At 29.1% G+C, this 19,829-nt stretch carries 21 protein-coding genes; 7 read left to right on the forward strand and 14 right to left on the reverse strand.

Features of this window, described 5'->3' with window-relative positions:
- Positions 1–55 precede the first annotated feature (55 nt).
- The gene (locus ETU08_RS10540) at positions 56–571 is read left to right on the forward strand and encodes a GNAT family N-acetyltransferase (RefSeq protein WP_146262985.1); all 516 of its coding nucleotides are present in this window, start codon (positions 56–58) and stop codon (positions 569–571) included.
- Positions 572–604: 33 nt separating this feature from the next.
- Here ETU08_RS10540 and ETU08_RS10545 read toward each other — a convergent pair whose 3' ends face one another.
- On the reverse strand, positions 605–1,057 hold the full coding sequence (locus ETU08_RS10545; protein ID WP_146262986.1) for a NanQ anomerase/TabA/YiaL family protein: 453 nt from the start codon (positions 1,055–1,057) through the stop codon (positions 605–607).
- A 196-nt stretch (positions 1,058–1,253) separates the two neighbouring features.
- Here ETU08_RS10545 and ETU08_RS10550 point away from each other — a divergent pair, with 196 nt between their 5' ends.
- Positions 1,254–2,570 (forward strand): solute carrier family 23 protein, encoded by a 1,317-nt coding sequence (locus ETU08_RS10550; RefSeq protein ID WP_146262987.1) that lies wholly within the window; start codon positions 1,254–1,256, stop codon positions 2,568–2,570.
- Positions 2,571–2,622: 52 nt separating this feature from the next.
- Here ETU08_RS10550 and pncA read toward each other — a convergent pair whose 3' ends face one another.
- Positions 2,623–3,219, reverse strand: coding sequence for a bifunctional nicotinamidase/pyrazinamidase (gene pncA, locus ETU08_RS10555; protein WP_146262988.1), 597 nt, complete (start codon positions 3,217–3,219; stop codon positions 2,623–2,625).
- A gap of 129 nt (positions 3,220–3,348) precedes the next feature.
- On the opposite strand from pncA, the gene ETU08_RS10560 reads away from it, so the two are divergent.
- Both ETU08_RS10560 and ETU08_RS10565 read left to right on the forward strand, forming a co-directional pair.
- On the forward strand, positions 3,349–3,690 hold the full coding sequence (locus tag ETU08_RS10560) for a CD225/dispanin family protein (protein WP_146262989.1): 342 nt from the start codon (positions 3,349–3,351) through the stop codon (positions 3,688–3,690).
- A 50-nt stretch (positions 3,691–3,740) separates the two neighbouring features.
- A complete protein-coding gene (locus ETU08_RS10565) occupies positions 3,741–4,157 on the forward strand; it encodes a DUF2752 domain-containing protein (protein ID WP_146262990.1) in 417 nt (138 codons plus the stop codon).
- A gap of 65 nt (positions 4,158–4,222) precedes the next feature.
- Here the strand turns inward: ETU08_RS10565 and tpiA are convergent, their stop codons facing one another.
- The 3 genes from tpiA to ETU08_RS10580 are packed head-to-tail and all read right to left on the reverse strand — an operon-like array spanning position 4,223 to position 6,642.
- Positions 4,223–4,981 (reverse strand): triose-phosphate isomerase, encoded by a 759-nt coding sequence (gene tpiA, locus ETU08_RS10570; RefSeq protein WP_146262991.1) that lies wholly within the window; start codon positions 4,979–4,981, stop codon positions 4,223–4,225.
- Between the two features lie 18 nt (positions 4,982–4,999).
- The gene (locus ETU08_RS10575) at positions 5,000–6,094 is read right to left on the reverse strand and encodes a BT_3928 family protein (RefSeq protein ID WP_146262992.1); all 1,095 of its coding nucleotides are present in this window, start codon (positions 6,092–6,094) and stop codon (positions 5,000–5,002) included.
- A complete protein-coding gene (locus ETU08_RS10580) occupies positions 6,091–6,642 on the reverse strand; it encodes a DUF1599 domain-containing protein (protein WP_146262993.1) in 552 nt (183 codons plus the stop codon). The genes ETU08_RS10575 and ETU08_RS10580 overlap by 4 nt, the downstream gene beginning before the upstream one ends.
- A 285-nt stretch (positions 6,643–6,927) precedes the next feature.
- Between ETU08_RS10580 and ETU08_RS10585 the strand changes: the two genes are divergently transcribed.
- On the forward strand, positions 6,928–7,497 hold the full coding sequence (locus ETU08_RS10585; protein WP_146262994.1) for a hypothetical protein: 570 nt from the start codon (positions 6,928–6,930) through the stop codon (positions 7,495–7,497).
- 7 nt (positions 7,498–7,504) lie between these two features.
- Here the strand turns inward: ETU08_RS10585 and ETU08_RS10590 are convergent, their stop codons facing one another.
- The 9 genes from ETU08_RS10590 to ETU08_RS10630 all read right to left on the reverse strand — a co-directional run bounded on the left by ETU08_RS10590 (position 7,505) and on the right by ETU08_RS10630 (position 17,922).
- A complete protein-coding gene (locus ETU08_RS10590) occupies positions 7,505–8,722 on the reverse strand; it encodes a hypothetical protein (RefSeq protein ID WP_146262995.1) in 1,218 nt (405 codons plus the stop codon).
- A 16-nt stretch (positions 8,723–8,738) separates the two neighbouring features.
- Complete coding sequence (gene ric / locus ETU08_RS10595) at positions 8,739–9,458, reverse strand: iron-sulfur cluster repair di-iron protein (protein WP_146262996.1); 720 nt, start codon at positions 9,456–9,458, stop codon at positions 8,739–8,741.
- Between the two features lie 28 nt (positions 9,459–9,486).
- Positions 9,487–9,924 carry an RrF2 family transcriptional regulator gene (locus ETU08_RS10600; protein WP_146262997.1) on the reverse strand — a complete coding sequence of 146 codons (438 nt, stop codon included), beginning with the start codon at positions 9,922–9,924 and terminating at the stop codon, positions 9,487–9,489.
- 190 nt (positions 9,925–10,114) lie between these two features.
- Positions 10,115–11,200 carry a M42 family metallopeptidase gene (locus ETU08_RS10605; protein ID WP_146262998.1) on the reverse strand — a complete coding sequence of 362 codons (1,086 nt, stop codon included), beginning with the start codon at positions 11,198–11,200 and terminating at the stop codon, positions 10,115–10,117.
- Between the two features lie 115 nt (positions 11,201–11,315).
- A complete protein-coding gene (gene rimO / locus ETU08_RS10610; RefSeq protein WP_146262999.1) occupies positions 11,316–12,617 on the reverse strand; it encodes a 30S ribosomal protein S12 methylthiotransferase RimO in 1,302 nt (433 codons plus the stop codon).
- Positions 12,618–12,763: 146 nt separating this feature from the next.
- Positions 12,764–14,050: a glycosyltransferase family protein gene (locus ETU08_RS10615; protein WP_146263000.1), complete on the reverse strand. Its 1,287-nt coding sequence runs from the start codon at positions 14,048–14,050 to the stop codon at positions 12,764–12,766.
- Positions 14,051–14,066: 16 nt separating this feature from the next.
- Positions 14,067–16,571, reverse strand: a complete 2,505-nt coding sequence (locus ETU08_RS10620; RefSeq protein WP_146263001.1) for a YfhO family protein — start codon at positions 16,569–16,571, stop codon at positions 14,067–14,069.
- On the reverse strand, positions 16,558–16,791 hold the full coding sequence (locus ETU08_RS10625) for a hypothetical protein (RefSeq protein ID WP_146263002.1): 234 nt from the start codon (positions 16,789–16,791) through the stop codon (positions 16,558–16,560). Before ETU08_RS10625 ends, ETU08_RS10620 begins: the two co-directional genes overlap by 14 nt.
- A gap of 21 nt (positions 16,792–16,812) precedes the next feature.
- Positions 16,813–17,922, reverse strand: a complete 1,110-nt coding sequence (locus tag ETU08_RS10630) for a DUF6263 family protein (protein WP_146263003.1) — start codon at positions 17,920–17,922, stop codon at positions 16,813–16,815.
- Positions 17,923–18,134: 212 nt separating this feature from the next.
- Here ETU08_RS10630 and ETU08_RS10635 point away from each other — a divergent pair, with 212 nt between their 5' ends.
- Together ETU08_RS10635 and ETU08_RS10640 are read left to right on the forward strand one after the other, a co-directional pair.
- Positions 18,135–19,304 carry a THUMP-like domain-containing protein gene (locus ETU08_RS10635; protein WP_146263004.1) on the forward strand — a complete coding sequence of 390 codons (1,170 nt, stop codon included), beginning with the start codon at positions 18,135–18,137 and terminating at the stop codon, positions 19,302–19,304.
- A 43-nt stretch (positions 19,305–19,347) separates the two neighbouring features.
- Positions 19,348–19,761: a hypothetical protein gene (locus ETU08_RS10640; protein ID WP_146263005.1), complete on the forward strand. Its 414-nt coding sequence runs from the start codon at positions 19,348–19,350 to the stop codon at positions 19,759–19,761.
- Positions 19,762–19,829: the final 68 nt, after the last annotated feature.

Genomic DNA, 19,829 nt, shown 5'->3' on the forward strand with positions numbered 1-19,829 from the left:
TAATGTTTAAAAAAACTCTTATTTTTATAAAAATTTATCTCCACTCACATAAATTATGGAATTAACATTTAGAAAAGCAAACAAGGAAGACATTGAAGTTATTTGGGAAATATTACAACAAGCCATCGCAAGAAGAAAAGCTGAGGGTAGTAAACAATGGCAAGATGGATATCCTAACCCTCAGGTGATTGAAAAGGATATTGACTCTAATGCAGGATATGTACTGGTAAACGATGGAAAAGTGGTTGGGTATTGTGCTCTTTTCATCAATGATGAACCTGCTTATAGTAATATTGTAGGAAATTGGCTTAGTAATGGTGACTTTGTAGCTTTTCATCGTGTAGCAATATCAGAAAACTATTTGGGCAAAGGTTTAGCTAAGAAAATGATGAGTTTTATTAAAGAATTTGCAATAAATAATAATATACAGAGCATTAAAGCAGATACTAATTTTGACAATGCTGGCATGCTAGCCATTTTTAATAAATTAGGATATAAATTTTGTGGAGAGGTTACCTTTAGAGGTGCTTCTAGAAAAGCTTTTGAGAAGCTATTAATTCTTGAGAATTAATAGCTTAATTAAATTATTTTAGTCCTAGTGATTTTAAGGTATCACTTTTATTTTTATAACCAACTTAAGAATATTACCTTCCCCTAGACATGGAGCATGCGCATCTAGTGGAAAAAAAATTACAAAATTTTCAGGTTGTAATTCAAAAGTGAATGAATAATGATCTTTAAAATACTGAATATCTTCTATTTCATCATATTCAGTCAATGGATTTCTTAATATAGAGCGGGGAGCCCAGCCAAACATTTCCGTTTTTGAAAAGGGCACTTGTATATCTATGTATTGATTGTGTGCTTCTAAGTGGGTATTTTCAATTGTACCCATAGCACTTTCATTAATTATAGCAAAAATATCCTGATTCTGTATAGGAAAGGTTCCCATTTTTAAATTATTCATATCTAAATTTTGTATGTAATCAAAAGCTTTAGTAAACATGGGATGTAAAGCTGAATACTTAGATATGTTATGAATGGTGTCTATAATCATAATTACTTTTACACATAGTTGTAATCTACAAATATAGTTAATCTTTTTTTATGTAATTTTTTTTAATCTATCTTGTAAAAGTCAAACATTGAATTAATTTTGCCAGCCGTTAAGGTTTTTAATATAAATCTATTCTTAGTATTATATATGAAGATTTTAATTTAGGAAAGGACTAATTTATATAGATAAAAGTAAAATGAAAGAGAAAAATCCAAGGGTGGTATTACAAATCAATGAGCGCCCCAAGTTCTTGCAATGGATACTATTAAGCATACAGCATTTATTTGCAATGTTTGGCTCAACCGTATTGGTACCAGCTTTAACAGGAATGAGTCCAGCCGTTGCTTTGGTATCCAGCGGTATAGCTACCCTTACTTTTATTGTTATTACAAGAGGAAAAGTTCCTTCTTATTTAGGTTCTTCTTTTGCTTTTATAAATCCTATTTTAGTAGCGAAAAGTTTAGCTACTGATCCTAATTCTGGAGTAGGTTCCGGAGATTTTTTAGTGGGCTGTTTTTTTGTGGGTCTCACCTATGCTTGCGTAGCCTTAGTTATATCTAAAGTGGGCACCCAATGGCTCATGAAACTGCTCCCTCCTATTGTTGTAGGACCGGTGATTATGGTTATTGGCTTAGGATTAGCCTCTACTGCCGTAGGTATGGTAACGAATAACATTGACACACAGGGATACGATTTAAAATACGTTGCGGTTGGATTTGTTACGTTAACAATAACCATACTTGTTGCTGTATTTACTAAAGGTTTTTTAAGTGTTATTCCGGTATTAATAGGCATAGTAGGTGGATACATATTTTCTTCTTTACTGGGCCTGGTAAATTTTACTACAGTTTTACAGGCTGATTGGTTTGAAGTTCCTCCTTTTACTTTTCCATTTATAGATTATACGCCGGGCATCTCTACTCGTATTCTATTACTTATGATTCCCGTATCTATAGTACCTATTGCTGAACATATAGGTCATCAATTGGTGTTAAGCAAAGTTGTTGATAAAGATTTAATCAAAGACCCTGGATTGGATAAATCTATGTTGGGAGATGGGGTTGCAACCATGTTTGCGGCTCTATTAGGTGGACCACCCAATACCACTTATGGGGAAAATATTGGTGTTCTTGCCATAACTAGAGCTTATAGCATATACCTTTTTATTGGAGCAGCTATCTTTGCTATATTATTTGGTTTTTGTGGTAAGATAGCAGCGGTATTAAGTACTATTCCTACCCCAGTTATGGGCGGAGTTTCTATTCTTCTTTTCGGGATTATAGCTTCTAGTGGATTACGTATGTTGGTAGAAAATAAAGTTGATTTTAGCCTGAAACGTAATTTAATAATTGCTTCGGTTATCTTAGTGATTGGTATAGGGGGTGCCGCTATACATGTTGGCGATTTATTTTCATTGGAAGGCATGGCCTTAGCCTCAATTATTGGAATTGTGCTTAATCAAATTCTTCCGGGTAAAGAATCCATAGATTTCAAACAAATGTTTAAAGAATAAACATTTGTTTGGAAATATTTAATTTTAAATATATGTTATTCATAAACCATTATTATAATTGAATGATTTCTCCTCCTTTTTCTTGAAAATTTATTTTTATTTCATTAAAATTAAGTGGATTTATAGCAATGGTTGCATTCTCAATAATAGAAGTTTTAAAACCAAGATCTAAGGCATCTTTGGCTGTATAATACACACAAAAATCTGCCGCTAAACCGCAAACATGTATTTCTTTTATTTTTTTTGCTTTTAAGTATTCTTCTAAGCCTGTACTTTTCTTTTTTCCATTATCAAAAAAACCGCTGTAACTATCAATATTTTCATCCATGCCCTTTCTAAAAATAGCTTCTATTAAGTTTTGATTTAATAACGATGAAAATTCTGCGCCTTGGGTTCCTTGCACACAATGTTCTGGCCATAAGGTTTGATATAAACCTTCCAATATAATTTGGTCAAATATTTTATTTTCAGGATGTTGTGTTGCAAAACTTTTATGATTTTTTGGATGCCAATCTTGGGTTGCTACCACCAAATCATATTTCGCTTGAATACTATTTATTTTGGGTATAATAGCGTTGCCATTTTCAACAGCCAAACTCCCATCGGGTAGGAAGTCATTTTGCATGTCAACAATAATAAGTGCTTTCATAGTTCTAGTGATTAGATCTTCAAATTTAATTGTTTTTCAACGATTATTAATTTCTTTTTAAATAATCACTTATATTTGTTATTTAAAGTTTAACGTAACACTACTATAAACGTAACACTACTATTAGATATGCAGTATAACGATAATTTTTATTCAGATTCTGAATTTGATCAATTAAATAGTACTCCTATTCTTCCTAATACTCATATGCCTTTAGCAATTATTGCAACCTTTATTTCTTGTTGTTCTTTTAATTGTTTAAGTTTAATTTTAGGAATAATAGCAATTGTTTATGCTAATCAAGTTAAAGATAAATTTATTCTTCAAGATTATTTGGGGGCTAAAAGATCTTCTCAAACGGCTAAGATTCTATCTCTTATTGCCATTGGATTATTTGCCATAGGTTTAATTATCAATATTATTTTTCCTATATTTTTTAATACCATAAAAGGAATTTTAAATTTGGACTAATTCGCCTATGTAGACCTTGTGCGCATAGATGTTTTTAAAGTTTTTAGAGAATGAAAAAAGGTTTTAAATTTTTAATATGGTTGATATTCCTATTCTCGCTTTTATTTTTAGTCCTTTTTTATTATTATATAAATCCAGAAGAAACTAATTTAGGTTTTACTTGCTCATTTAAGGAATTTACGGGTTTAAACTGTCCGGGATGTGGAGGACAAAGAGCTTTTCATTTCCTTCTACATGGTGAATTTTGGAAAGCTTTGCAGTACAATATATTTATTTATTTTATTCCTTTATTTATATATCTATTATATGTAATTATAGAAGTTTATTTATTTAAAAATAAAAAATTTCAGCAAGGTTTTATATTTTCAAAACGGTTGGGGCAAATAGTATTAATTGTAATAATTCTTTATACAATTCTAAGAAATATTCCTTGTAAACCTTTTATATTTCTTTCTCCTCCTAAATAAAATTATATTTCTATAAATAAATAAAAAACGCTTTTTAAAAGCGTTTTTTATTTATTTAATATTACTTATAAATCTGAATATGTCTGAATCAGAGCTCCAAAATCCTTAATATTTAAGGATGCTCCGCCAATTAATCCACCGTCAACATCAGGTTTAGAAAAAATTTCTTTGGCATTGGCTGGTTTAACACTTCCTCCATATAAAATAGAAATTTCATCAGCAATTTCTTTTCCGTATTTTTCTGCTATTAATGAACGAATATACGCATGAATTTCTTGTGCTTGTTCTGGGGTAGCTGTCTCTCCTGTACCTATAGCCCAAACCGGTTCGTAAGCGATCACTACTTTTTTAATTTCCTCTGGGGACAATTGAAAAAGAGCAACTTCTGTTTGTTTTTTTACAACTTCAAAGTGTTTTCCTGACTTTCTTTCCTCTAATAATTCTCCGTTACAAAAAATTGGAGTTAAACCATTTTCTAAAGCAATTTTAACCTTAGCTCCAATTTGCTCATCGGTTTCTTTATGGTATTGTCTTCTTTCGGAATGTCCAATGATAGCTCCATCTACATGAACAGATTTAAGCATTTCTGCTGAAATTTCTCCCGTATAAGCCCCTGACTGATGTTCTGAAACATCTTCAGCATAAATATTTAAATTTTCATATTTTTCTTTAGCATTCGCTAAATATAGGTAAGGAATTCCTACAACTACTTCACATTTAGGATCGTTAGTTTTTACGTAAGAATCTATTTCAGCTAATAAAGTATTGGCTTCAGAAAGCGTTTTATTCATTTTCCAGTTTCCAGCAACTATTTTTTTTCTCATTTTAAATTCAAATATTTATTATAATTTTTCAATTTTTTTTAAGGATGGAAAGTCATCCCCATGATATTTAGCAACTACTATTCCTTTTTTTAATACCATAAATCCTGGATTACTTCTATTGATAGTTTTTATGGTGGTTTGGTCTGATATACATGCGTTTGGAATTCTTAATTTTTGTGGATCATTAGCCATAAGTACGTACTTAAGCCTTTTAACTTTTAAATCCGAAATAATTTTTTTAAGCTTTGCTTTTTCTAATAAACTCATTTTTTCTGCATAAGGCACCGTAATCACCACTATTTTATTTTCTTCTAAAATGGATTCTGTTCGATCTTGACCTCCACAATCAATAATAAAGTCATGCACAGAGGGTAAAACTCCTTCTTTAATTATTTTAATATCAGAATTTTTAATCTTCCAAGTTAATGTATCAGCCCATATATTTGAATTAATATACTCATCAGAAGTCATCCTTTTCTCTTCTTTATTTTTTAAATTTTCTAAGGTATATACAATGGATTCAACCTGTGGACTTCCGTCTTGCATGCCTTTTTTTAAATCTTTTCCAACAGCATAAGGTCTAAAATCTATAATTGGTAAATGAGCAATTCCTTGGTAAGCCACTACTATACATAGAATTAATGACAATATAACTATTATTTTATTTGTTTTGTATTTTAAAAATGGTTTTATAAATCTGATTTGCCTTACTAAAAATATAATCATTACTAATAGGATAATGTCTTTAATAAAAGACATCCAAGGGGTTAACTTTAAAGCATCTCCAAAACAACCGCAATCTGTTACTTTATTAAAATAGGCGGAATAAAAGGTTAAAAAAGTAAAAAACACGATAAGTGTAAGAAGTAAATATACTGTTAATCTTTTCCACATTCCTAAGAGTAACAACACCCCTACTAACACTTCAAGAATTACAAATAGAATTGAAAGGGGCAATGCAAAGTTTTCTAATATTGGAATGTTAAATACTCCGGGTCCAAAATACTCTTCTAATTTATAAGAAAACCCTATGGGATCAATGGTTTTTACAAATCCTGATATAATAAAAATAATCCCTACAATAATTCTAACTAAATGGGTGATATATTTCATTTATTATTTCCTTGATTGTTTAAGAGAATAAGTGCAAATACTGCATAGTTAACGATATCAAAATAATTGGCTTCCAAACCTTCTGAAACTATTGTTTTTCCCATGTTATCTTCGATTTGTTTTACTCTTAACAATTTTTGTAAAATTAGATCTGTTATGGAGCTTATACGTAAATCTCGCCAAGCTTCTCCATAGTCATGATTTTTAGCTAACATTAGATTTTTAGCTTCCTCGGCTTTTTTTACATACCATTCTAAAGCTTGCTCAACACTTAAATCCGGTTGATTGGCTACTCCTTTTTCCAATTGAATCAGTGACATTATGGAATAGTTAACAATTGCAATAAATTCATTGTCAATATTTTCTTCCACTTTTTGCTCTCCTTTTTCTTGAATGGTTCTGATTCTGTTCGCTTTTATATAGATTTGATCGGTTAAAGAGGGTAATCTTAATATTCTCCAAGCCGCTCCATAATCCAGCATTTTATTTTTGAATAATGTTTGGCAGTTATTTATAATCGTATCAAATTCATGAGAAGTTTGTGACATGATAATATTTCAATGGGTGTACTGCAAAAATAAGATTTATGTATATATATTCCTAGAAATTGAATGTTTATATTGTTGATATATCTTTTTTGTAATATAAAAATTAGTATTAGAGTTAATACCTTATTTTGAAATTTTATAAATTATATAAAGTTTTAACAATTAAATATATTTAATATTGTTATATGGAAATATATAGATTAATACCAATTGGATATATATCGCTTGCTATTGGATTCGTATTTTTATTGTTTTCCTGTAAAAAAAAGCGAGAATACTTTTTTAATGAATAATAAAGATGATATATTCATTTTAGCTGAGTATAACAAATCAAAACTTAATTCTAAGTTTAGCTACTCAAAACTAAAAAATCAGGGCATTTATGGGTTGTACAATTTTATATTTTATAATGATTCAACAATTTATTTTTTTGAAGACCAAGGACGCTTTATACCGAACAAAAACCAAGAAGCAACACTTGTATTATTTAATAGTGAAAAACTAATATTTATATCTGATTCAACTAAATATCCTTACATCTATTTAAATCCTAGTAAACTAAAATATATTAAATATAATGAACTTGATTCATTCTTAGTTGAAAAAGTTAATTTATTACCTATGAAAATAAAAGATAATCCTGGATATAGAACTAGAGTTTCAATTTCAATATTTAAAGATTCTTTACAAAATAAAAATTTTAATAAAATATTTAATAAATTTAAAACTTTTGGAAAATTAAATGTGCGAAATTTTACAACTGAAGAACAGTTGGTTGCTTATGTTAAATTTTATAATAAAACTTATAATCCAAAATTGTATAACTGGAAAAAAATTCTAACTATTAGTCAATAAATCAAATTTATTTAAATTTATTTATCCTCTGTGGAAGAAAATTTAATAAAATCAATACAATCCCAATGGGAAATAAGATGGAAGAACTAATTATTAGTGGATAATAAAATTTTAAACTTCCTAAATTAAAATAGATAAAGAAACCCTGAATCATTAATAATAGTTCAGTTATTATAAAGGCTATGATCACTAAGCCTAATCCTAAGGTGAATTTATTTAAATTTCTTTTTTCAATTTTAAGACTCATTAAAAAAAATATAAAAAAGGAATAAACTCCTAAAACTGTAAGATGTATAAATCCTATGTAAAAATTATTTATAATTATTATTTCATTAATAGAATTAGAAATAAGTAAAAATATAGGTACAATTATTTTTAAAATATAACTTAATAAAAAGGTATGATACGCCATGGAACAATAAGCAGGTTCACTATTTATTATAGTTTTAATCTTAGGATGAATATGTTTTAAATAAATTAACAAGGCAATGAAGTTTAAAATACTACTTAGATGTAGAAAAATATTTAGATAAGGAATTTGATTTTCCTGATATTTTAAAATAGGTAAGGAAAAGGAAAATATTACTGCAATTAGATTTAAATTGAAAAACGCTTTGCTATAGTTTGGATAAATGGATAATTTATTTTTTATCAACTTAAATAAACATGCCCATAAAGCAAATAGAAACCATCCCTGAATTTGAAAATGTAAAAAAAACTGTATAGCTAAGTGATATAAAAATGAATTTTTACCAACTATTGATATTACACCTCCTAAACCCCATATCCCTAAGGTGGAAATAACCATAAATATGAGGGAAGTTTTTAAGAATTTTTGGTCATATTCCTTCAAATTTATATTTTTCCATATTAGCCATACAAAGGCATAAGCACATAAAATATGTATGGTTGAAAAAGCTATGGAAATTGATCCATAGCCTTGAAAGGGAAAACTTAGCAACATACCCCAAACACTTATTTGCGAAATAATGTAAAGTGTCTTAAATTTTTTTAGATTACCATTATTTTTAGGTATAAAAAAATAGTAGATTGCAATAAAAAAAGATAAAAACATCCAACCTAAAATGGCTACATGGGAATGTGTATGTAAATAATTTCCATATAAATATTTAGTATGAAAGAGCTGGAAAAATCTAAGTATTATTCCTAGAAACGAAACAATTAATAGATTGGATAGATTTAATAGAACCCAGCTCTTGTTCATTGAAAAATAAAATAATTTAAAAAGTACTTTCTAACTGAATGGCTTTAGGAAATAGAATATTATTTTCTAAATGAATATGCTCGTGCAATTTTTCTTCAAATTCTTGAAGCATAGCCAAAGATACTTTATAAGTATTACAAGCTCCTTCAGGAGGTGTATAATTATTAGACAATTCTGAAATTTTTCTAAATCTATCTCCTTCTATTGAATGGTCATCTTTCATCATTTCAATAGGATTTTCAACGCTACCAAAAGGAGGAGTAGGCAATGGTTGACCATTGTTTTTTGCCTGAGTCATTTGTTTAATAAATGGAAATAAAATCATCTCTTCTTTTCTTAAATGAGTTTGTAAATCCTCAGCAGATTCTAAAAATATGGCTAAGATTTCATGCAATTCAGGATGTCCATCTCCATGTACTTTATCTACCTTAGTTAAAAACTGTGTTAATGGTGGGATTTTTTCTCTTATATACTCATGATAGGTTCTAACAATGTAATCAGATAATTGATCTAATGGCCAAGTATTAAAATCTTCACCAGAAGATTTATCTTTTATTACCTCATTCAATTCATTAACTAAGGTTGAATAATCTACTGATTTTTTTTCGCAAACTTGTTCTAAAGTTCTGTCTCCTTTGCAACAAAAATCAATTTTATGTTTTGAAAATACTGCTGCAGTTTTATAATTTTCAGCTACTATTTCTCCTACTGTAGCTTTTTTAAACATGGTTTCCATTGAGTAAATAATTTAATTTTATTAATATTTATTTTATTTTTAAGAAAGTTTCTCCCCTATCCAATCCGTCTATTAAATCCTTTAAACTGGTTGATAACAACATTTTACTTAATTCTTCTCTTATGGATTTAAATTTAAAGTGAACGGGACATGGTTGGGTTTCAGAACATTTAGGCAAGCCTAAGGCACAACCTTTATAAACGGATTCGCCGTCTATGGCTGAAACCACATGAGATAATTTTATATTTTCTAAATCTTTACCTTCAAGGTAAAAACCTCCCTTGGGTCCTTTCAATGATTTTATTAAATGATTTTTACCTAATTTTTGTAAAATTTTAGCTGTAAATGCAATGGGAGAATTAATTTCGTTAGAAATCTCTCTAATTCCCACTTTATAATTATTGCTAGATTTTATAGCAATAAACAAACAGGATCTAATTGCATATTCACAACTCTTTGAAAACATATGATATTTTATATCTATAATCAAATATATACATAAAAATAATAAAGGACAAATTTATCCTTTATTATTTTTATTATTGAAAATATTATTCGGTTTTATTAATAGTTGAACTAATCTATACGCCAAATATTTGAAAATAAAAAAAGCTAAATCTGAATGATTTAGCTTTATAGAAATATTCTTAATATTTTTATATGTATTTAAAACTATGGTTAGGCTTGATGTTTTTTAAGGTTTGATAGATTAACTTTATTACATTTTCCACATCTTTTTTATTAACCATTTCTACGGTGGTATGCATGTAGCGTAAAGGTAGAGAAATTAATGCTGAAGGAACTCCGCCGTTAGAATAAGCAAAAGCATCAGTATCCGTACCTGTAAATCGACTAGACGCTTGTCTTTGAAAAGGAATTTTATTTTTTTCTGAGGTATGTATAATTAAATCTCTAAGATTGTTTTGTATGGCTGGCGCATAAGAAATTACAGGCCCTTCTCCACATTTAATTTCCCCGTGTTTTTTCTTTTCAATCATGGGGGTTGAAGTGTCGTGCGTAACGTCTGTCACTATAGCAACATTGGGTTTTATGGTTTGAGTAATCATCTCTGCACCTCTTAAACCCACTTCCTCTTGTACAGAATTCGTTACATATAGCCCATAGCCTAATTCGTCTTTATTTTCTTTTAATAATCTGGCTACTTCAGCAATCATAAAACCTCCTACTCTATTATCTAAAGCTCTACAAACAAAATAATTATCATTCAATATAAAAAATTCATCTGGATAAGTAATGATACAACCAACATGAATTCCTAATTTTTCAACTTCTTTTTTTGAAGTTGCACCGCAATCAACCCAAAGCGTTTCAACCTTTGGCGCCTCTTCGGCAGCAGTATAATTTCTTGTATGAATCGCTGGCCAACCGAAAACACCTTCCACAATACCTTTACTAGTATGTATGTTTACACGTTTAGAAGGTGCAATCATATGATCTGAACCTCCATTTCTAACCACGTATATCAGTCCATCTTCTGTAATATAATTTACAAACCAAGAAATTTCATCCGCATGGGCTTCAATAACCACTTTATAATCGGCTGTTGGATTAACGATTCCATAAGCTGTACCATAATTATCGGTTCTAACTTCATCAACGAATGGCTTAATATAATCTATCCAAACTTTTTGCCCTTCGCTTTCTGCTCCTGTTGGGGATGGTGTATTAAGATATTTTTCAAGGAATTTAATTGATTTTTTATTTATTTCAAAATCTTTCATTTTATTTTATATATTATTTATTAATGATTGATTATCAAATTTAAGGAATTTATAAATAACTAATAATTAAATAAATTCGTAATAATTATTTTATCGATCATACATTTAGTTAAAACTATAGAAGTTCCCCATACAAATCAAAATCCTCCGCTTTAGTAATTTTTACATTCACAAAACTACCTGGGGATAAATATAGGTCATTGGCAGTAATAAGTACTTCATTATCCACATCTGGAGAATCATACTCAGTTCTACCTACAAAATAATCTCCTTCTTTCCTATCAATAATACATTTGAAATTTTTTCCAATTTTTTCTTGATTAAGTTCCCATGATATTTGTGATTGTATATCCATAATCTGATTTACTCTTTCCATTTTTTCTTCATCCGAAATAGAATCATCCAATTGGTATGCGGTGGTGTTTTCTTCGTGTGAATAAGTAAAGCACCCCAAACGATCAAATCTTTGTTCTCTTACCCACTCTTTTAGTTCTTCAAAATTCTCTTTAGTTTCACCGGGATATCCTACAATTAAGGTAGTTCTTATAGCCATATCCGGGACTATAGTCCTAAATTCATTCAATAAACGATTAGTTTTCTCCTTATTGGTACCTCTTTTCATTGAAGCTAAAATGCTGTCAGAAATATGTTGCAATGGAATATCTAAATAGTTGCAAATTTTAGTTTCAACTTTCATTAGTTCTAAAACATCGTGTGGAAATCCTGTTGGAAACGCATAATGTAAGCGAATCCACTCAATTCCTTCCACTCGTACCAATTCTTTAAGAAGATCTGCTAAAGCTCTTTTTTTGTATAAATCTAAGCCGTAATAGGTAAGATCTTGTGCTATTAATATTAATTCTTTAGTTCCGCCTTTTGCTAGAGCCTGAGCTTCCTGAACAAGTTTTTCAATAGGGGTTGAAATATGTTTTCCTCTCATTAAAGGGATAGCGCAGAAGCTGCAAGGTCTATCACAACCTTCGGCAATTTTTAAGTAGGCATAGTGTCTAGGAGTTGTCACTAATCTTTCACCAACCAATTCGTGTTTATAATCTGCTCCTAAAGCTTTTAATAATAGTGGTAATTCTCGAGTTCCGAAATATTGATCTACATTGGGAATTTCTTTCTCCAGATCTGGTTTATATCTTTCTGAAAGACAACCGGTCACAAAAACTTTTTCTATCAGTCCTTGCTCTTTTTGTTCCACACATTCTAATATAGTATTAATACTTTCTTCTTTTGCATTGTCAATAAATCCACAGGTATTAATCACAACAATATCTCCCTTTTGCTCATGAACCACTTCTTTATTATTCGCTTTAAGTTGATTAATTAGCACTTCAGAATCATATACATTTTTAGAACAGCCTAAAGTAATGATGTTAATTTTTTTCTTACCTATTGATTTTGTTCGCATGATTTATTAAGTAAAAATACTTTTTAAAGAATTTATTAAGATTTAATTATTTATTACGAGGGGTTAGATGATTCATAATAAATTTGTACAAATATATAAATGAAATTAGTAAGATAGCATTTGCAATATAAAAATATACTTTATTATTAAAGCCCTTCCAAACATTCTACCAATTTCTTAGTTAATTCTTTCCTATGAAATTTTTGGGTAGAATAAACTTTATTTGTAGGTAAATTATTTTTCCACTTTAGATATTCATCTAATATAAAGGATTTTAATTTATCGTAATCATCAAAGGTAAAATGCTCTCCGGCTTGGGTTTCCTGAAGAATCTTTTTTACATCTGAATCCGGATAACCTAAAGATAAAATTGTTTTATTGGAAGCTAAATACTCAAACAACTTACCCGGTATAATGCCTTTTGATTTTTCTTCTGGAAAATTGGTAATAAGTAATAAATTAGATTGATTCATTTCTTGGATTGCTTCCTCATGAGAGACATATCCCAGAATAGTGGTATGGTCTTTTAAGGAACTATGCTTAATTTTTTCAAGAATAGAATCTGCTATTTTTCCTACAAATCTTAATTGAAAATCCTTTTTAAAATTTTCATTATTCAAAAGTAGATCCTGTAAAACTTCCCATAAATTGGTAGGATTTCTTAGTGTTTCCAACATTCCAACGTAGGACAATATAAATAACGAACTAGAGGGCAAATTTATTTGGCTTTCTGAATCAAAACCATTGGTTATACAAGATACTTTCTTTGCCCCTAATTTTTCAAAATTAACCTTATCAGTATAACTGGTGGAAAGAATAAGATCTGCTTTTTGCAAAACTTTCTTTTCTAGAAATTTATGCTTCTTATCCGCCCATGAAGTTAGTTTCAACTGAGAATAATAAGAAATTTGTGTCCAAGGATCTCTAAAATCTGCAATCCATTTCAACAGAGGGAATCTTTCTTTTAATCCTAAACCAATCATGTGCATGCTATGCGGTGGTCCTGTAGTTACTAAATAATCAATTTCATGATTATTTAAAAATTTTTCTAGAAAGTTGATGGATGGCTGAATCCAATACTTTCTTGCATCTGGAATAAAAAAATTTCCTCTAATAAATACGGATAATTGAGAGATTAAACTCTCTTTTTTTTCTGTTTCAAACTGACCTGCCTTATAATTCTTATTCTTTTTACTAATCTTTTCAGCAATTTGGTAAGGTTCCCATATTCTATTTTTTAAGATTTTAACCTTTGAAGATATTTCTTTTTCCAATGAATCATCTAAAATGGGATAGGATGGATTTTCTGGTATATAAACAAACGGTTCAAAACCATATTCTGGTAAATATTTTGTAAATTTTAACCATCTTTGAACTCCTGGACCCCCGGCAGGGGGCCAATAATAGGAAACGATTAAAATTTTTTTTTTCATTTATCTGCACATTATATTAAGACTGAACTGAGTGTTTTTTATTTTTCCAGGAATCCCAAAATAAAAATCCGGCGCTTAAAAGAATAAAGATTATAAATGATATTTGTGTGATCGTTTTGCCTTTATGAATAACCGGAGGATCAAATGTAAATACAATGGTATGTGTACCTTTAGGAATCTTCAATGCTCTTAAAAGATAATTTGCCGGATAAATAGTTGCCGGTTTATCATCAATAGTAGCTGTCCAACCGTATGGATAATAAATCTCTGAGAAAATGCCAAGCTGTTCGTTGGGATTATACGATTTATAAGTTAGTTGATTGGGTTGATACTTTTCTAACGTTATGGTTCCTTTTAAAGAGTCCTTAGGTTTAGAAATATTTAACTCTTGTTGATATTTACGATTTACAATGGCTTGTTTTTTATTATTAATTTTTACCAATTGAGTTATTTCTTCGTCCGCATTATTAACAAAAACAAGATCATTCACAAACCAAGCATTTCCATTATTATTGGGATTAGGTATCGGACGTATGATTGAATCAGCGGTAATAATATATTTTGTATTCAACATATCCAAAATTGGAAAATTCAAACTATCCGTAAGATAAAAGTCAATTACATCTTGGTAGCGTCTTAATTTTGCACCGTGATAACCTCCAATGGATTGATGAAAATAAGAAGTATTCGTTTCGTTGAAGGGACTTAATAAAAGATTATATATTCTGTAATTGGAAGGATCTTTTTCTTTTATTTCTTCCAATACTTGATTGACAGGTATTACATTTAAAATTCTTGCTAAACTTGGATCTTGTTCTGCTCTTTGAATTTGTTGTTCTGATGCTTGGGTTGGGAACGGATTTTTGTAAAGTGATTTTTCTACAAAGTTTTCATCATTCAAATAACGTTTATTTACTCCCCATAAATCTATCAATGATAAGATAGCTAAGGATAATACCAAATAATCTGATTTCAATTTATTTAACAGTGAAACGTATAGTATTCCTCCTGTAAATATGACAAATATTAAAGTTCTTAATACATCTTTTTGAAATAAACTAAATCTATCTTCTTTAATAGCTTCCAGGATGGAAGTATTAATATATTCCCCTTCTAATTTGGTATGAAAACTAAACAGGTAGAGTCCAAATAAATATAAGATCAATAATCCTAGTATAATAACACCAGAACTGACTAGTAAAACCTTTTTCTTATAGGCTAATTTTAAAGTTTTATCATTGAAATAAGCGTAAAGACCCAGCAATGCAAGTAAAGGGATTGTAAATTCTGCAATGACTAAGGCAGATGAAACTGCTCTAAATTTGGTATAGAAAGGAAAATACTCAATCATAAAATTTGTAAAAATTCCAAAATTTTTACCCCATGCTAATAAAAAGCTTAGTAGTGTAGCAGAGACTAACCACCATTTGTATTTACCTTTGTAATAAAATAAGGCTAGTGTTGCCAAGAAAATTACTACAGCTCCTTGGTAAGCAGGGCCTGAAGTACCAGGTTGTTCTCCCCAATAAGAACCGTTAAATGCTTTTTGAAATTGCTGATATTCCTCTTCTGACTTAATGCTTTGCTGCAAAGCAGATTGTAAATGATCAGGTTTAAAACCCTTTTCATTGTTTCCACCTCCCATAAAATTTGGAACAAACAAATTTGCCGTTTCCAAAATGCCATAGCTCCAATGCGTAATATAATCCGTATCTAATCCTTTAACGGAGGATGTAGGATTTTGATTTATAGTTAATTCAGATTTACCTCTTGTCGTTTCTTTAGAATATTCATAGGTTGAAAGTAAGCGAGATGAATTCATACCTACAGCTAAAAATAAACCTACGATCAATAAAGCGGTTGAAATTGCAAAGGATTTATAGGTCTTATATTTTATAGTTTGAATAATTTCAACAACTGCAAATATTCCTAAAGCTAAAAAAAGATAGTATGTCATCTGAGGATGATTCGCCGCTATTTGTAAGGATAAAAATAGAGTAGATAAAATAAAGCCCCAAACATACTTTTTTTGATATAATAAATATACACCAGCTACAAATGGAGCAAAATAAGCAATGGTATGTACTTTGGCATTATGTCCAGCACCGATGATGATAAAAAAATAAGTAGAAAAAGCAAACATTGCACTTCCTAGCAGTGCATATTTCCAGTTCTTTAACCAAACCATACCTAAAAGAAAGAATCCGCTAAGAAGTAAAAAAAGATAGCTGGCAGGTGTAGGAAAATATCGAAGAATACGATCTATACTTTTAATTATGTCTGAAGGATAGTTAGCTCCCATTTGATAGGTCGGCATCCCTCCGAACATGGAATTACTCCAATAAGTATCTTCTCCATGTATCTTTCTATATTCTTCCAATTCATGCGCTCCGCCTTTGTAATGAATAATATCGGGTTGAGAGATATATTTGTTAGACAAAAGCGGTGTAAAGTATGCAAATGAAATAATTGCAAATAAAACAAGACAGCCTAAAATAGGAAATAAATTATTTTTTTTCATTTTCGTTAGAATCTATTTCTTCATAATCAATGGTTTCAGCATCCCAATTTATATCTGAGGTTTTAGACTTTTGGTTTTGTTGTTTGTACTGGGATTTTGTTTGATTATTTGTATTTCTATGATTTGTTTTAATAGTAGTTTTAGTAAAAAATTGATTTAAAAATTTAAATACAAAATAAGCAACAACAACAAAAAATATGAATTCAAATAATTTCGCCATTATTTATTTGCTTTTTAAATGTTAATTTATATAAATATTTGTAACCACTTTATTCGTCATCTTTTGGTAGTCTCCATCTTTACTAGCCGTTTGACTTTCAGTAACAGATGTTGTTAAAGTACCTTTAGAAACCCAACCAGACTTTATATCTAAAATTATTTTTCCGCTTTGAGAGCCTGTTAAACTAGCCTTTAAGCTTACACCATCTTTTTTATCAGATTGCGATTGGGAGGGAATATCTGCAAATAATTTTACTACGGCTGTATTAGCATCTACACTTACTAACTGATTGTAGCCTTTCCCTTTCATAGCTGGATCGTTGTTCCATTTTCCTCCAACTTTAATCCCTTCTGATGGGAATTTCATAAGGCTATTTTCAAATTGTGCTTTAAATACATTCTCATTAACTCCCTTTTTAAAATCGTTTATAAACTCCGTTAATTCTTTACCTTTTAAGTCGTTTTTAACAGCATTTTTGGCTTTATCGTAGATACTTTCAAATCCACTTACCTGTAAAATGGATCCATTGACATTCATTTTTATAATAAAGGATAATTCGCTAATGGCTTTATACATTTTCCATAAGCGTGCTTGTTCTGGATTTGTAGGTTGTTTACCATTAGTGTCCAAAATGGTTTGTTGTTTTCCGTCTGCCTTCATAATTAATTTTCGACCTCCCATTTTTACTTGAAGGGTATATACCCCATCTGTAAAATCTGAGACTGTAAAACTTAAAGGCTCAATAGATTCCTGTACGAGTGGCTTACTAGTCTCGTTTACAGTTTTTTTCTCTCCATTTTCATCTTTTCCAGACGCTGATAAAGTTTGTGTTTGGGTGTTTACTTCTCTTATATTAAAATTATAGGTTTTGCCTTTTTCTAAATTATAAACTAGGTGGTATGCACCATCAGTACTTTGATAAATTCCTGTTAAATTCTCCGTAGAAGGTTGTTCTAAAACGTTAATTAATGGTGTAGCAGGAGAATTAAAATGGGTTAGGCTATCACCTTTTGTTGTATTAGAATTTTGAACAGAAGTATCTATTAATTTAGATTCTTCTTTATTCTTACAAGAAACTATAGTTAAAACTAAAGCTGAAATTACAGACAATACTGTAAGAGATTTTTTCATTGGATGAAATTTTTTGCAATTTAACAAGATAATTTATAAATGTATGAGTTAAATACACAAAACCTGCCAATATTTAACATGTTTTTAGGAATTATTTTTTACAAAAATTTATTTAATCTTTTATTTAATAACTTTAAATATAATATTTAATTATCACACATTTATATATATAAAATTTATTTTTGTGAAATATATAAAAAGCATATTTAAAATTGGACGAAATAAATTTATTAGATAAGAAAGTTCAGGAATATATATATGAACATATAAATGCAGATTTAGTAGAACTAAGAATGAAAAAATCTCCTTTTAAAAACATTAGTTCTCTACAGCTGGTGCAACAAATACAAGGGAAAAGAATTGCTCAAAAAAAATTCCCCATATTATTTAATAATGATCAAATTATATATCCTCCACATTTAAATTTAGAACAAGCTTCGTCACAAAGTACAGCTTTATTTAAACAAAAGATTATTGAGGGAAAAATTGGTACGGATTTAACTGGTGGAATGGGAATAGATACTCTATTTCTCTCTGAAAATAGGGATAAGTTTTACTATGTAGAACCTAACCTAAATTTATTTAACATTACCAAACATAATTTTAAGGTGTTAAAAAAAGATAACATTGTTTTAGAGAATTGTTCCGCTGAAGAATTTATATCAAAGCAAAAGACTGGTTTAGATTTTATCTTTATGGATCCTTCCAGAAGAGATGAAAATAAGAATAAAAAAATATTGCTTGAAGATTTATGTCCAAATGTTATGGAGATTAAAGAACAATTATTCAAACTAGCTCCGTGCGTTTATATTAAGCTTTCTCCTTTATTAGATATAAAAAGAAGTATTGAATTGCTTCCTATCCAAAAAATTTATATTCTATCCGTGAAAAATGAAGTAAAAGAGTTAATATTTAAATTACATATCGATAGTTTTTCAAACAACCCTGAAATTCATTGCATCAATTTAGAGTCTAATCAACCCAGTTTTAATTTTAATTATAATGAAGAAAATAGATGCTTGTGCTCTAAATTGTCCGTTCCAAAAAAATATCTTTATATGCCTAATGCTTCCATATTAAAATCTGGAGCATTTAAATTATTAGGAAATTCTTATCAATTAGACAAATTAGACAACAATACACATATTTATACCTTAGATATAAAGCTTGAAAATTTCCCCGGTAGAATTTTTAAAGTTATTGATCTAAATTTCCAACCTAATAATTATGATGTAAAAAAGTTTAACATCATTACAAAAAACTATCCTTTGAATATTGATGAAATTAAAAAAAAATATAAACTGTTGGAGGGTGGAAATTTATACTTAATTTTCTTAAAAGCAAAAAACAAAACTTATAAAATTGTGTGTTCTCTTGTATAATATTAGTTTGGCAATTTATTTGTTAGTTGGATAATAAAAAATTATGAAAATAAAATATATATTTCTTTTATTGATAGTATCTATAGCCGGAATTTTGTTTTACACAAATCCTTCAAAACCTGTAGTAGATAATTTTATTAAACAAAAATTTATTTCTGTTTTTAATGATAAGGTTTCTCAGGAAATTAGCCAATCCAATGATCCTAAATTACGCTTATTGGCTAATTTGGGTAAAAATTTACTACCTCTAGCCGGTGATCAATGGATAAATGAGAAGATTGATAGCAGAATAAGAAACAAAAATTATTATTTGCTTACTGTCATTGAATTAAATTATAGAGATCAGTGGAATCCCATAGGGATTGGAATTTTTAATAGAGTTTTTTTATTCCCTAAAGTTGAAGAAGAAATTAATAACTTTGATTTTAAAGAGGAATTTAATAAACTATTACATTAAAGGATTTAGTTTTAAATTATTTCAAATAAAAAACATTAAATGGTAACCATTTAATGTTTTTTATTGCT

The sequence above is a fragment of the Apibacter muscae genome (genome assembly GCF_007845635.1).
Classification (GTDB): domain Bacteria; phylum Bacteroidota; class Bacteroidia; order Flavobacteriales; family Weeksellaceae; genus Apibacter; species Apibacter muscae.

Excerpts from the sequence above, each read along its gene's own strand:
- ETU08_RS10560 (WP_146262989.1), top strand. The coding sequence starts at position 3,349 with ATGCAGTATAACGATAATTTTTATTCAGATTCTGAATTTGATCAATTA.
- rimO (WP_146262999.1), bottom strand. The coding sequence starts at position 12,617 with ATGCGAACAAAATCAATAGGTAAGAAAAAAATTAACATCATTACTTTA.
- ETU08_RS10630 (WP_146263003.1), bottom strand. The coding sequence starts at position 17,922 with ATGAAAAAATCTCTTACAGTATTGTCTGTAATTTCAGCTTTAGTTTTA.
- ETU08_RS10620 (WP_146263001.1), bottom strand. The coding sequence starts at position 16,571 with ATGAAAAAAAATAATTTATTTCCTATTTTAGGCTGTCTTGTTTTATTT.
- pncA (WP_146262988.1), bottom strand. The coding sequence starts at position 3,219 with ATGAAAGCACTTATTATTGTTGACATGCAAAATGACTTCCTACCCGAT.
- tpiA (WP_146262991.1), bottom strand. The coding sequence starts at position 4,981 with ATGAGAAAAAAAATAGTTGCTGGAAACTGGAAAATGAATAAAACGCTT.
- ETU08_RS10590 (WP_146262995.1), bottom strand. The coding sequence starts at position 8,722 with ATGAACAAGAGCTGGGTTCTATTAAATCTATCCAATCTATTAATTGTT.
- ETU08_RS10615 (WP_146263000.1), bottom strand. The coding sequence starts at position 14,050 with ATGAAAAAAAAAATTTTAATCGTTTCCTATTATTGGCCCCCTGCCGGG.
- ETU08_RS10605 (WP_146262998.1), bottom strand. The coding sequence starts at position 11,200 with ATGAAAGATTTTGAAATAAATAAAAAATCAATTAAATTCCTTGAAAAA.
- ETU08_RS10565 (WP_146262990.1), top strand. The coding sequence starts at position 3,741 with ATGAAAAAAGGTTTTAAATTTTTAATATGGTTGATATTCCTATTCTCG.
- ric (WP_146262996.1), bottom strand. The coding sequence starts at position 9,458 with ATGGAAACCATGTTTAAAAAAGCTACAGTAGGAGAAATAGTAGCTGAA.
- ETU08_RS10640 (WP_146263005.1), top strand. The coding sequence starts at position 19,348 with ATGAAAATAAAATATATATTTCTTTTATTGATAGTATCTATAGCCGGA.
- ETU08_RS10550 (WP_146262987.1), top strand. The coding sequence starts at position 1,254 with ATGAAAGAGAAAAATCCAAGGGTGGTATTACAAATCAATGAGCGCCCC.
- ETU08_RS10575 (WP_146262992.1), bottom strand. The coding sequence starts at position 6,094 with ATGAAATATATCACCCATTTAGTTAGAATTATTGTAGGGATTATTTTT.
- ETU08_RS10625 (WP_146263002.1), bottom strand. The coding sequence starts at position 16,791 with ATGGCGAAATTATTTGAATTCATATTTTTTGTTGTTGTTGCTTATTTT.
- ETU08_RS10580 (WP_146262993.1), bottom strand. The coding sequence starts at position 6,642 with ATGTCACAAACTTCTCATGAATTTGATACGATTATAAATAACTGCCAA.
- ETU08_RS10600 (WP_146262997.1), bottom strand. The coding sequence starts at position 9,924 with ATGTTTTCAAAGAGTTGTGAATATGCAATTAGATCCTGTTTGTTTATT.
- ETU08_RS10540 (WP_146262985.1), top strand. The coding sequence starts at position 56 with ATGGAATTAACATTTAGAAAAGCAAACAAGGAAGACATTGAAGTTATT.
- ETU08_RS10545 (WP_146262986.1), bottom strand. The coding sequence starts at position 1,057 with ATGATTATAGACACCATTCATAACATATCTAAGTATTCAGCTTTACAT.
- ETU08_RS10585 (WP_146262994.1), top strand. The coding sequence starts at position 6,928 with ATGAATAATAAAGATGATATATTCATTTTAGCTGAGTATAACAAATCA.